The following is a 12,324-nucleotide window of genomic DNA, read 5'->3' on the forward strand; positions in this document are numbered from 1 at the left end:
TCCTATCACTCGTACGCATCGCCTGGTAAGCACTATGCCAGGGCCTTCGAGATATCGTTCGCGGTCTGGATTACCAGCGGAGCAAGACCCTCGAGCCGGATGTCGGGCATCCGCTCGGCGGGCCCCGATACGCTGACCGAGGCAAAAACCCTGCCAGCAGCGTCCCTGATCGGCGCCCCAATGCAACGAAGACCTACCTGGTTCTCCTCATCGTCGATCGCGAACCCGCGGGAACGAATGAGCGCCAACTCTTCGAGGAGCTTGCCGAGATCGGTGATCGTCCTGGGGGTGTATCGCCTGAGGCCTTCCTCCTGCGCGATCCGACGCACCAGCGTCTCATCCTGAAATGCCAGGAATGCCTTGCCGACGCTCGTGCAATAGGTCGGAGCGCCCTCGATGGTGGTCAATGTGGTGAGCCGCGAACTGCCCATCTCCTCGCGCTCGACGCAGACCATCTGGCTGCCGTCGAACATGTGGAAATGAATGATCTCGCCGGTGAAGAGCTGCAGCTTGGCGATGTGAGGATGCGCCCGCCGGGGGGTATCGAGGCTCGCCAGCACGCTGCTTCCGTAGTGAAACATCTTCAAACCAAGCCGGTAGCTCTGGCGGCGCCCATCCTGGTCGAGCATCCCGACTTCCCTCAGCGAAGCGACGATGCGGTGGACGGTCGTGCGGGGCAAGCCCGTGGCCTCCGATATCTCGCCCACGGTCAATGTGGGATGCAGCCGCGTGAAGCAGTCCAGCACGACGGACATCTTGCGCAGTGACTTTGCCCCGGAGTCGCGGCTCTCCCGCGCCGCTTCGTCGACCCCGTCGGCGGACGCGGCGCGAGGCGGCGTGACGGTTCCGGCCTGACTCATGGTCTTCCCTTCCATATCGCTCATTGCCTCGAGGTTATCTTGCGCACACGGGCTTCGAGACGAACCGCCACCATTTCCAGACCGAAACATAGGACAAAATAGGCAGCCGCGACGATCGTGAAAACAACGAAGGGCTCATTGGTCCTGATGACGACTTCCCGCCCGAGGCGGGTGAGCTCGCTGATTCCCACCACCGAGACCAGCGAGGTATCCTTCACCATCAGGATCGATTGACCAAGAAGCGATGGAATGATCGCCATCAGCGTCTGCGGCAGCACGATGTCCCTGAGCCGTTGCGTCAGGGTAAAGCCAAGCGCGATCGCGGCCTCGTTCTGCCCTTTGTCAAAGCCAAGCAGCCCGCCCCGGATGATCTCGGTCATATAGGCGCCGTGGCTCAGGGCGAGCGCTATGATGGCGGTCGTGACCGGACCGATGTCGATGTCGTAGTAGGGCAGGCCGTAATAGACCAGGAAGATGAACATCAGGAAGGGAACGCTGCGGAAAATGTAGACATACAATCCCGCTATGATGCGCAGCAGCCTGGATTTCGAACTGCTCATCAGGCCGCCAAGTATGCCAAGGGCGAGCGCGGGAAAGAAGGCCGAGACCATCAGCACGATGACGATCGGCATCCCTGAAAGAATGAGCGTGGCGGCGTCGTAGACCAGCGAGAAGAGCGTCATGCTCAGACCCTCCGGTGCCTGGAGAAGCCGGCACGGCGCTCGTATTGGTCGACAAGCAGGTTGAGTATGGCGCAGACCACGACGTAGATCACGCAGCTCACCAGATAGGCCTCCAGGAACTGGTAGGTCTCGTTGCCGACGTCGTCGGCAGCCTTGGTGATCTCCAGGACCGCGATGGTGTAGAGCAGCGAGGTGTCCTTGATCAGTTGCACGAACTGGCCGGTGATTGCGGGCAGGACAGTCGGCGCCGCCTGCGGAACCAGGACGCGCGCCAAAAGGATGCGGCGATTGAGGCCAAGCGCCATCGCCGCCTCGGTCTGTCCTTGCGGGATGGCGGCAAGGCCGCCACGCGTGATCTCGGCGATGTAGGCGCCCGAGTTGAAGGTGAGTGCGACAACACCCGTCGCAAAGGCCGAGAGCGTGACGCCGAGCGCCGGCAAGCCGAAATAGATGAAATAGACCTGCACCAGCATCGGCGTGTTGCGCACGACGGAAACATAGATGGCCACGATGCGCCCGGCGACACCCGTGGAGGAGAAGCGGACGACGCCGGCGACGACGCCGACAATGAGGGACAGCACCAGGCCGCAAGCCGCCGCCATCAGGGCATTGCCCAGCCCTCGCAGATAAACGTCGCGATATTGCCAGAACAGGTCATAGGCTGTGGCGAACATCGCTGGCCTCAATGATGGAGTATCTGGTCGAGGAAGGCGCGCGTGCGCGCCTCCCGCGGACAGGCAAAGAAATCGGCGGGCGGCGCGCGCTCGACCACCTGGCCTGCCTCCATGAAGAGGATCTCGGTGCCAAGCTCGCGTGCGAAACCCATCTCATGGGTCACCACGATCATGGTCATGCCGCCGGCGGCCAGGTTGCGCATGACCTGCAGCACCTCTCCCACCATTTCGGGATCGAGAGCGGACGTCGGCTCGTCGAACAACAGCAGTTCGGGGTCCATCGCCAGCGCCCGGCAGATGGCGACACGCTGCTGCTGGCCGCCAGACAGCCTGACGGGATAGGTGCCGGCCTTGTCGGCCAGGCCAACGCGATCGAGCAGTGCCCTGGCGCGGTCCGCGGCCTCGCGCCGGCCTTTGCCGAGCACCCGCCTCTGCGGCAGCGCGATATTCTCGAGCACGGTGAGGTGCTGGAAAAGGTTGAAGCGCTGGAAGACCATTCCAATGCGCCGATAGAGTTCCCTGCCGGGCAGGCCCGCCAGATCGCGCCCCTCGATCGACATCGAACCGCTGGTGAGCGGGCCGGCAAGACGGTTGATGGCACGGATCAAGGTGCTCTTTCCCGAACCGGAAGGGCCGCAAACGACCAGCACGTCGCCCTTGCCGAACTCGAACGAAACGTCGCGCAGCGCGTGAAAACCGCCGAAGTGGAAATTGACGTCTCTGGCCTCGAAAAATGTCATTCAGTCACCGAAAGTGGAGGAGATGCCTGACGCTGGCGTGCTTACCGGATTGCTGGTGCATGGGCCGGAAAGGACGGCTCGGAGAGGCTCATGCGCCAGGTCAGAGAAGTGCCGCTGCCGCATCCCTTCGATGTCCCGAGGGATGCGGCACCGCAATGCTATTCCAGGGTCATTCGCGTGCCCTTGCCGCTTTCCGGCACATAGGCCGAAATGCCGAGCTGCTCGACCAGCTTCTTGCGTTCCTCGGACACGCCGCCGTTCTTCTCCAGGAAGTCCTTCTTCCAGGCCTCGCCGTCTACCCAATAGGCGCGTAAAGCCTCGAGCTTGCCGTTTGCCTTGATCTCGGCAAGCAACGTATCGAGATAGGCTTGGGCGCCCACATCATCCTTGCGCACGGCGAAGGCCCAGTCGTCCGAACTGATCAGTTCACGAGGCTTCTTCAGCGACACGAAACCATATTCGCGCTGCACGACGCCGAGCACCGCCAGGTCGTTCAGCGCGGCATCGACACGACTGGTTTTCAGGGCCTGATAGGTGTCGGTATCGTTCGGATAGCTCTGAACCTCGGCATTAGCGAAAAACTGCTTGGCGATGTCGACAGCGCTGGTGCCAGCCTTGACGGCGATCGTCTTGCCCGGCTGGTTCAGATCCTCCCAGGAGAGAGCCGCGTCGTCCGGCCGCACGATCGTTACCACGCCGGTGGAGTACCAGTTTTCCTTCGTGAACAGGATTTGCTCCGCGCGTTTTGGAGTAACGGTCATGCTGGTGGCCAGAATATCGGACTTGCGTGTCAGCAGCCCGGGTATCAGGCCCGCCCATTCGACGTTCCTCAGCTCCAGGTCGACATCGAGCTTGGCCGCGATCATGCGATCGAGGTCGATCGAGAACCCGGCGGCGTTGCCGTTGGCATCGCGGAACTGCCACGGCGCGGCCGACAGGTCGTTCATGATGACGATCTTCTTGTCGCCTTGGATCTTGGCGAGCGTCGGACTCTCGTCCGCAGCCCACGCCGTCACGCCCGCGCCCATCAGCAGTGCGAGCGTCAACGGAACCAGTTTGTTGAAATTCATCAATCACTCCCATTGATTCAGCTATTAATCCCGCATACCGGAACATATGCAAGGGTTGCAATGCGATGCATCCACATTTTTTTGAAATACACAAGCCCAGCCCTTGACCAAAACATAAAATATGGGTTTTAAATGACTTGTGACACAATGTATCCCGCATTTCGGAATACAAAATCAAGCAGCCCAGCTCCTGGAGAATGACATGCCCACACAATCCGCTTCCGGCCAAAAGCTCACGGGCATCATCCCGCCCATCACGATGCCTTTCGACGCCAACGGCAATCTCGTTCCGGGAGCGATCGGCGAGCAGGTCGAGTTCATGATCGAGCAGGGCGTCGACGGCATGGTCGCAGGTGGCAGCACAGGCGAAGGCCATACGCTGAACGACGCCGACTTCACGGCCTCGATGAAGGCCGTGCATGACGCAATCGGCGGCCGTGTCCCCTTCCTTGCCGGACTGATCATCAACAGCACACGCAGCGCCATCGAACGCGCCCGCATGCTCAAGGGGCTGAATATCGCCGCGATGCAGGTCACCCCCGTGCACTATCTCTTCAAGCCGAACGAGGATGCCACCGTCCAGCATTTCCGCACGATCTGGGAAGAGACCGGCATCCCGATCATCATCTACAATGTTGTCCCCTGGAACTATCTCAGCTCGGACCTGATGCTGCGGATCATGGACGAGGTTCCCGGCGTCATCGGCATGAAGCAGAGTGCCGGCGACCTGAAGCTCGTCTCGGACCTGCTCCATCGCCTCAAGCCGGGAAACGTCGTGCTCACCGGCACCGATGCGCTGCTCTATCCGGCATTCTCGCTTGGCGTGCACGGCGCGATCAGTGCCCTGACGTCCGCGGTTCCGGCCGTCACGGTGAAGCTCTGGAACCATGTCCAGTCCGGAGACCACAAGGCCGCCCTCGCCCTGCACTATCGCCTTGCCGATCTGTGGGACGCACTGCCTCACGACAATCTTCCGGCCTGTGTGAAGTACTGCCAGCATCGGCAGGGCCTGGCGCTTCATCTGCCGCGCGCGCCGATGCCGCCCGTCAGCGACAGCCAGAAGGGCCGTATCGACGAAGCCCTGCAAGCGCTTCTCGCATAGAATGCCAGCCGATGGCGGGGCGCGCGACGCGTCCCGCCATGTCCACACACGTGCATTGAAGCGGGCGAACCCGTCCGGAGGAGAAAGTATGGATTGGCATACGTCACAGTGGCCCATGGCGGGCAGTCCCGAGCGGATCAGCGGGATCGAACTCAATCAGATCTGTGACATCGCCGATCTCGCCCGGGAGGACCCGGACGTCATCAAGCTCTGGATCGGCGAAGGCGACCTTCCCACGCCGGACTTCATTCGCGAGGCGGCCGTGGCTTCCCTGGCCGCGGGCCAGACGCGATACACCTATTCCCATGGCGTGCCGGCCCTTCGCGAGGCGCTCGACCGCTATCACAAGCGCCATTGGAAGGTGGAGATCGGTGCGGACCGCTTCAGCGTCACCGCGGGCGGGGTGCAGGCGATCATGCAGGCCTTCCAGGCCGTTCTCAGCCCCAGCGACGAGGTGATCGTTCCGGTTCCGGCGTGGCCCAACCTCGTCGAGATCGTAGGCATCCTGGGCGGCAAGGTGGTGCCGGTGAACTATCGCGTCGCCGAGGGAGGAGGCTTTCGTCTCGACCTCGACGACCTTTTTGCCGCCGTCACCCCACGCACCCGCGTCATCGCCATCAACTCACCGTCCAACCCGACGGGCTGGATCATGCCGCTCGAGCAGATGAAGGCAGTGCTCGACTTCGCCCGCGCGCGCGGGATCTGGATCGTCTCCGACGAAGTCTACGCCCATTTCACCTATGACGGCACGATCGCGCCTTCCTTCCTGGAACTCGCCGCGCCCACCGACCGGCTGATCATCACCAACACCTTCTCCAAGAACTGGTGCATGACCGGCTGGCGGATTGGCTGGCTGATCTATCCGCGCGGCATGGGCACGGTCTTCGACAATCTCAGCCAGTACAATACGACCAGCGTCGCGACGTTCATCCAGCACGCCGCGATCACCGCGCTCGACCAGGGCGACCACTTCATCAAGGAGCTGGTGGCGCGGTCGGCCAAGGGCAGGGAGATCATCTGCTCCGCGCTCGACAGCCTGCCGAATGTGCGCGTGTTCTGGCCGGATGGAACCTTCTATTTCTTCTTCTCCGTCCACGGCATGAACAGCGGCTACGACATGGCCCGGCGTATCCTGCGCGAGGCGGGTGTCGGCGTGGCGCCGGGCTCGGCCTTCGGCCGGGGCGGCGAGGCTTATCTGCGCGTCTGCTTCGCGGTCGATCCAAAGCTCATCCAGGAAGGGGCTAACCGCCTCGTTGATTTCCTTCGCAAGGTCGACTGAACGCCATGAAGAAACTGATCAACGATCCTCGAAACGTCGTTCGCGAAATGCTCGAGGGGCTCGCCGACCTCACACCGCATCTGGCGCTGCTGGACACCGAGAATGTCGCCTTGCGCATCGGCCTGCCGACGGCGGCGGAACGACCCGTGGCCGTGATCTCGGGCGGCGGCGCCGGGCATGAGCCAGCCCATGCCGGCTATGTCGGGTCGGGCATGCTGAGCGCAGCGGTGACAGGAGACGTTTTCACCTCGCCCAGTTCCGATGCCGTCCTTGCGGCGATCCGCGCGACGGCGGGGCCGGCAGGCGCGCTGCTGATCATCAAGAACTATACCGGCGACCGGCTGAATTTCGGCATCGCGGCCGAGTTCGCCCGCGCCGAAGGCATCCCTGTCGAGATCGCGGTGGTAGCCGACGACATCGCCTTGGCGGGCGTCGTCGCGCCGGAGAGGCGGCGCGGCATTGCAGGCACGGTGCTTGTGCACAAGATCGCCGGCGCCGCCGCGCAAGCAGGACTTCCACTGGCCGAGGTGGCGGAAAAAGCGCGATCCGCGGCCGCCCGGGTCGGCACGATGGGCGTCGCCCTCGGCGCCTGCACCGTTCCCACGGCCGGCAGGCCAGGCTTCACGCTGGGCGAGCGCGAGATCGAACTGGGTCTCGGCATCCATGGCGAGAAAGGCGTCGAGCGCGGAGAAATCAAGCCCGCTGACGAACTGGTCGAACGGATGATCGCCAGGATCGTCAAGGAATGCGGCCTCAAGGCGGGAGATCGTGTCGCACTGCTCGTCAACGGGCTCGGCGCGACGCCACCGCTGGAACTCGCCATCGTGGCGCGTCACGCTTTGGCGGACCTGCGCGGGCGCGGCATCACGGTCGAGCGCGCCTGGAGCGGCAACTTGCTCACCGCGCTTGAAATGCCGGGCTGCTCGCTCTCCGTGCTGAAGCTCGATGCCGATGATCTCCGCTTCCTGGATGCCTCCGTTGAAGCAAGCGCGTGGCCCGGTTGCGGGCATGTTCCAGCCAACCGGTCCATCGTCGCGGCCACGATCGAACCGTTCGCCGAACCGGCCGAGGCGCATCTGAACGCCGCGGATTCCAGTCTGCGCGGAATTGTCATGGCGGTGGCGGACGCGCTCGAGTCGGCGGAAGACCACCTGACTGATCTCGACAGCAAGGCCGGCGACGGCGATCTGGGCGCGAGCATGATGCGCGGTGCCCAGGCCGTTCGCGCCCTTCCGGAATCGGCCTGGTCGAGCCCACCCGGGGCGATCATCGAAATCTCGACCGCCTTGCGTCGGGCGATCGCCGGCAGTTCGGGGCCGTTCTATGCCATTGCCCTGGCACGCGCGGGACGTCACCTAGCACAGCAGCCAAACCTGACGGCGCAGCACTGGGTGGACGCATTCGAACTTGCAATTGCCGCCGTAGCCGAGGCCGGCGGCGCGAAGCCTGGCGACCGCACCATGCTGGACGCCCTGGAGCCCGCGGTCCGTTCACTGAAATCAACGGTTGGCCTTCCGGCCAGCGAGCGCTGCACGCGCGCGGCGGACGCCGCGGCAGACGGGGCCGACGCCACCGCCTCGATGTCGCCGCGTCTTGGCAGGGCAAGCTATCTCGGTGAGCGGGCAGTCGGCGCGCCGGACGGGGGCGCTGCGGCCGTTGCGATCTGGATGCGCGCGATCGCACAGGCGATAGCCAAGCAAGGGTGACAGACAAGGCTGAACAATGACCTGAAGCGCGTCGCCTAAATCCGTTGCGACGCCGGCACTCAGTGCGCCGGCTGCAACGGGTCGCTGCCTATCTTGGACAGCAGGATAACCGCCTGGGTGCGGCTGTCGACGCCGAGCTTCTGCAGGATGGCCGAGACATGCGCCTTGATGGTCGCCTCGGAGACGCCGAGTTCGTAGGCGATCTGCTTGTTGAGCAGGCCCTCGGCCAGCATGCCCAGCACACGGGTCTGCTGCGGCGTCAGCGCCTGCAACCTCTTGATCAGGTCCGATATTTCGGGATCGCGCTCGACGCCGAGATCGACGCCAACCGGAGCCGCTATGTCGCCGGCCAGCACCGACTGCACGGCGTTGCGGATCTCTTCCATGCTCGCCGATTTGGAGATGAAGCCGGAGGCGCCAAGATCGAGCGCGCGTCTGATGGTCGCTGGATCGTCATGCGCCGAGACAACGATCAGCGGCACCGCCGGATGGATGCCGCGCAGCGAGATCAGGCCGGAAAGGCCGCTGGCGCCCGGCATCGACAGGTCGAGCAGCACAAGATCGACATCCTCATTGGCCACGACCAGCGCCTTGGCGCTTTCGAAATCACCGGCCTCGTGGATGGCGGCGACATTGCCGATGCCGGCAAGTGCCTCACGCAGCGCGCCGCGAAACAGCGGGTGATCGTCGGCGATGACGAAAGAATAGCCTGACGGCAAATGTTCCTCCCCGAATCCCGTCGATGATTTTTAGCTTTTCGGGACCAGTCGGACGATTATGAGGGGCCGCGCGCTGTTTTCAAGCGGCAAAGCCGGCACGCCCCATTTTCACTGGTTTGGATGATCAGGTTTTCTGCGAGTTGAGCTGGGCGCCGTCGCCGTTATCCTTGTCCATATCCTTGACGATGCCCATGAAGCCCTTCAGGAAGCGCTCCATGTAGCTCATCGTCTTGTTGAAATCCTCCTCGCTCGGCAATTTCGATTCGAGACGGGCGGAGAGCGAATTCTCCAGCTTGGTGACGCGCTCATCCATTGCCTTCATCGAGGTCTGCAGGCGGTCGACCTCGTCCTGGAAGGCGGCGCGTTCATCGGCCGCCATCTTGCAGACGAGCTGGCCCGAACGCTCCTCGCAGAGCGACATGGCGCCGGTCTGCGTGTCCATGCGGACATAGCCGTTGGCGGACTTTTCCAGCCGGTAGCGATCGGTTTCTTCCGAATAGGCTGATACCGCGACCAGTGAAACGAGCGCGGCGGGGATCAAAATGTGGTGCAGACGCATGTTGTCCTCCATGGCCAAGGCCTGAAATATCGAATGTTTGCGCCGGAAATGGGGAAGACCCTTGGCGTGGCCTTCCCCGCTCGACTGGTTCGGACTATAGCGCAACCATGTCTCAGTTTATCTACAAGATAACCCCGCAAGCGCTTTGGCGCGAGGCCGAAGCCAATGGCCGCTTTACCGGGGCGCCGATCGATGTCACCGACGGCTTCATCCATTTCTCGACGGCGGCGCAGGCCCGGGAAACGGCGGCAAAGCATTTTTCCGGCCAGACAGACCTTCTGCTCGTCGCCGTTGACGGCGCCAGCCTGGGACCCGCCCTGCAATATGAGGTCTCGCGCGGCGGCGCGCTGTTTCCGCATCTTTACGGCGTGCTGGAACTCAAAGCCGTCAAGTGGGTGCGACCGCTGCCGCTTGGTGCCGACGGTACCCACCTCTTCCCGGCGCTGGAGGCCGAATGAGCGTGCTCGACCGGCTCGGCCAGAAGCTGCTGTTCACCTTCGATCCGGAAACCGCGCACGGCCTGTCCATCGCGGCGCTGCGCTGCGGACTGCCGGTCGGCGCGCGGACGGTGCACGATAGCAGGTTGAAGGTCAGCCTTTGCGGCCTCGATTTCCCCAACCCGCTCGGCATGGCGGCCGGCTATGACAAGAATGCCGAGGTGCCGGACGCGCTGCTTGGCCTCGGCTTCGGCTTTGCCGAGGTCGGCACGGTCACGCCGCTGCCGCAGACCGGCAACCCGAAGCCGCGCATCTTCCGGCTGACGGCGGATGAAGCGGTGATCAACCGGCTGGGCTTCAACAATGAGGGCCATGCGGCGGCCGAAAGACGCCTTGCCGCCCGCAAGGGGCATTCCGGCATTGTCGGCGTCAACATCGGCGCCAACAAGGACAGCACCGACCGCATCGGCGACTATGAGCGCGGCGTCGTCCGCTTCGCCCCCTATGCCGGTTATCTGACGGTCAACATCTCCTCACCCAACACGCCGGGCCTGCGCAACATGCAGGCGCGCGAGCAGCTCGGCGAGCTTTTGTCGCGGGTCATGGCCGCACGCGCCACGGCGTCCGCGCAGCCGCCGGTCTTCCTGAAGATCGCGCCGGATCTGGTCGAGGCCGAATTGGAAGACATCGCCGCCGAGGTCACCGAGAAGAAAATCGACGGCGTCATCGTCTCCAACACCACGATTTCGCGGCCGCCGCTGCGCAACACCGACGCCGCCGGCGAGACCGGCGGACTTTCGGGAAAACCGTTGTTCGAACGCTCGACCATCGTACTGGCCAGGATGCGCAAACTGCTGGGGTCGGATATCGCCATTATCGGCGTCGGCGGCGTCGATACCACGGATGCGGCGCTGGAAAAGATCCGCGCGGGCGCCGATCTCGTCCAGCTCTACACCAGCATGATCTATGCAGGGCCGGCACTGCCGGGCCGTATCGTCGCCGGCATGGCGCGCTTTTGCGAGACGGAGCGCCTGAAGTCCATCCGCGCGTTGCGCGACAGCCATCTCGATCGGTGGGCGTCAAAGCCGCTCAACTGAACGCCGTCCGCAGCCGCAGCCGCAGAATCGCCAGCAGGCTGAAGCCCCGCGTCAGCAGGAAGACGTGAAGTGCCGCCCACAGGCCATGATTGCCGAAGGCAGGCGCGAGGGTCAGCAGCGCGACGGTAAAGACGAGAAATGACAGCAACATCATGTTGCGCATGTCGCGCGACCATGTCGCGCCAATGAAGACACCATCCATCTGGAACGCCAGCACGCCGCTCAGCGCGGTGAATGCCGCCCAGGGCAAATAGATGTCGGCCACCGAGCGGACCTCCTGTGATGTCGTGACGACAGCGACCAGATCGGCACCAGCCGAGAGCAGCACCAGCGTCGCGGCGCCAGCCAGCCCGAAACCCCAGAACAAGGTCAGCCGCACCGCCCGCCGGAAGGGCTGCTCGGCACGTGCGCCGACGGCACGGCCCGCGAGCTGTTCGGCGGCGGTGGCAAAACCGTCGAGGAAATAACCGGCGACGAGGAAGAAGTTCATCAAGACCGCGTTGGCGGCCAGCGTCACAGTGCCGAACTGCGCACCTTGACGCGTGAACAGCGCGAAGGCGGCGAGCAGCGAGAACGAGCGGATCATGATGTCGCGGTTGAGCGACAGCATGCGCAGGAAGGCGCTCATGTCGAGCAGGCGATGGCGCGGCAGGGACGGGGTCGAGCGGAAGCGGAGCACAACGATGGCGAGACCCAGCAGCATGGCCAGGAATTCGCCGGTGACGGTCGCCCAGGCGACGCCGGCAACGCCCCAGCCGAGCTTCAGGCCAAGCAGGAAGCAGAGCGCGATGTTGATGCCGTTGAGCACCAGCTGCAGCACAAGGCCGAGCCCACCCTCGCCACGCCCTAGCACATAACCGAGGATGGCATAGTTGATCAGCGAGAAGGGTGCGGCAAGCAGCCTGATCCTGATGTAGACGCCCATCGCCTCGCTGACGCGCGGTTCGGCGCCCATGAACCACTGGCCACCGACGGCGATAAGCGGTGAAAGCGCTGCCAGCACGATGCCGGCGACGACCGCGATCAGCACGGCGCGCCAGAACACCGCCTGTTCCTCCAGCGCGTCGCCGCGCCCGAAAGCCTGGGCGACGAGACCGGTGGTGCCGGAGCGCAGGAAATTGAAGGTGGTGAAGACGACACTGAACACCAGCGATCCCGCGGCCAGGCCACCGAGAAGGGCCGCGTCGCCGAACTGCCCGACCACCGCCGTGTCGACAAGGCCGAGCATTGGCGTGGTCAGATAGGCGAGCGTCATCGGTACCGCTATGGCGAGCACGGAACGGTTGGTGACGACAAAAGATCTGGCGTTGGCTGGGATTGCACCCTCGTCCAAGGGATTGCTGCCTTGCTGATTGAAGCTTGATCGAGGAGCCGATGTGCCCCATTTTCCGGCCACCG

At 63.7% G+C, this 12,324-nt stretch carries 13 protein-coding genes; 5 read left to right on the forward strand and 8 right to left on the reverse strand.

What is annotated here, in order from left to right:
* Positions 1 to 32: 32 nt before the first annotated feature.
* The 5 genes from FJ977_RS27665 to FJ977_RS27685 form a co-directional block, all read right to left on the reverse strand.
* Positions 33 to 884 (reverse strand): IclR family transcriptional regulator, encoded by an 852-nt coding sequence (locus FJ977_RS27665; RefSeq protein WP_246683358.1) that lies wholly within the window; start codon positions 882 to 884, stop codon positions 33 to 35.
* Complete coding sequence (locus tag FJ977_RS27670; protein WP_140775344.1) at positions 881 to 1,543, reverse strand: amino acid ABC transporter permease; 663 nt, start codon at positions 1,541 to 1,543, stop codon at positions 881 to 883. Before FJ977_RS27670 ends, FJ977_RS27665 begins: the two co-directional genes overlap by 4 nt.
* Before the next feature lie 2 nt (positions 1,544 to 1,545).
* On the reverse strand, positions 1,546 to 2,217 hold the full coding sequence (locus tag FJ977_RS27675; protein ID WP_140775345.1) for an amino acid ABC transporter permease: 672 nt from the start codon (positions 2,215 to 2,217) through the stop codon (positions 1,546 to 1,548).
* A gap of 8 nt (positions 2,218 to 2,225) precedes the next feature.
* Entirely contained in the window at positions 2,226 to 2,957 is a 732-nt protein-coding gene (locus FJ977_RS27680; RefSeq protein ID WP_140775346.1) for an amino acid ABC transporter ATP-binding protein, read from the reverse strand.
* A gap of 158 nt (positions 2,958 to 3,115) precedes the next feature.
* A complete protein-coding gene (locus tag FJ977_RS27685; protein WP_140775347.1) occupies positions 3,116 to 4,027 on the reverse strand; it encodes an ABC transporter substrate-binding protein in 912 nt (303 codons plus the stop codon).
* Between the two features lie 202 nt (positions 4,028 to 4,229).
* On the opposite strand from FJ977_RS27685, the gene FJ977_RS27690 reads away from it, so the two are divergent.
* The 3 genes from FJ977_RS27690 to FJ977_RS27700 all read left to right on the forward strand — a co-directional run bounded on the left by FJ977_RS27690 (position 4,230) and on the right by FJ977_RS27700 (position 8,114).
* On the forward strand, positions 4,230 to 5,129 hold the full coding sequence (locus tag FJ977_RS27690; protein WP_140775348.1) for a dihydrodipicolinate synthase family protein: 900 nt from the start codon (positions 4,230 to 4,232) through the stop codon (positions 5,127 to 5,129).
* A gap of 88 nt (positions 5,130 to 5,217) precedes the next feature.
* Positions 5,218 to 6,408 carry a pyridoxal phosphate-dependent aminotransferase gene (locus tag FJ977_RS27695; protein ID WP_210243879.1) on the forward strand — a complete coding sequence of 397 codons (1,191 nt, stop codon included), beginning with the start codon at positions 5,218 to 5,220 and terminating at the stop codon, positions 6,406 to 6,408.
* A gap of 5 nt (positions 6,409 to 6,413) precedes the next feature.
* Complete coding sequence (locus FJ977_RS27700; RefSeq protein WP_140775349.1) at positions 6,414 to 8,114, forward strand: dihydroxyacetone kinase family protein; 1,701 nt, start codon at positions 6,414 to 6,416, stop codon at positions 8,112 to 8,114.
* A 59-nt stretch (positions 8,115 to 8,173) separates the two neighbouring features.
* Here FJ977_RS27700 and FJ977_RS27705 read toward each other — a convergent pair whose 3' ends face one another.
* Complete coding sequence (locus tag FJ977_RS27705; protein WP_140775350.1) at positions 8,174 to 8,833, reverse strand: response regulator transcription factor; 660 nt, start codon at positions 8,831 to 8,833, stop codon at positions 8,174 to 8,176.
* 124 nt (positions 8,834 to 8,957) lie between these two features.
* The gene (locus FJ977_RS27710) at positions 8,958 to 9,392 is read right to left on the reverse strand and encodes a hypothetical protein (protein ID WP_140775351.1); all 435 of its coding nucleotides are present in this window, start codon (positions 9,390 to 9,392) and stop codon (positions 8,958 to 8,960) included.
* 107 nt (positions 9,393 to 9,499) lie between these two features.
* On the opposite strand from FJ977_RS27710, the gene FJ977_RS27715 reads away from it, so the two are divergent.
* Both FJ977_RS27715 and FJ977_RS27720 read left to right on the forward strand, forming a co-directional pair.
* The gene (locus tag FJ977_RS27715) at positions 9,500 to 9,850 is read left to right on the forward strand and encodes a DUF952 domain-containing protein (RefSeq protein WP_140775352.1); all 351 of its coding nucleotides are present in this window, start codon (positions 9,500 to 9,502) and stop codon (positions 9,848 to 9,850) included.
* Positions 9,847 to 10,926, forward strand: a complete 1,080-nt coding sequence (locus tag FJ977_RS27720; protein WP_140775353.1) for a quinone-dependent dihydroorotate dehydrogenase — start codon at positions 9,847 to 9,849, stop codon at positions 10,924 to 10,926. The genes FJ977_RS27715 and FJ977_RS27720 overlap by 4 nt, the downstream gene beginning before the upstream one ends.
* Here FJ977_RS27720 and FJ977_RS27725 read toward each other — a convergent pair.
* Positions 10,919 to 12,259, reverse strand: coding sequence for an MATE family efflux transporter (locus FJ977_RS27725; protein ID WP_140775354.1), 1,341 nt, complete (start codon positions 12,257 to 12,259; stop codon positions 10,919 to 10,921). The two genes, FJ977_RS27720 and FJ977_RS27725, sit on opposite strands and share 8 nt — an antisense overlap.
* Positions 12,260 to 12,324: the final 65 nt, after the last annotated feature.

This window comes from Mesorhizobium sp. B2-1-3A, assembly GCF_006442655.1.
GTDB lineage: Bacteria > Pseudomonadota > Alphaproteobacteria > Rhizobiales > Rhizobiaceae > Mesorhizobium.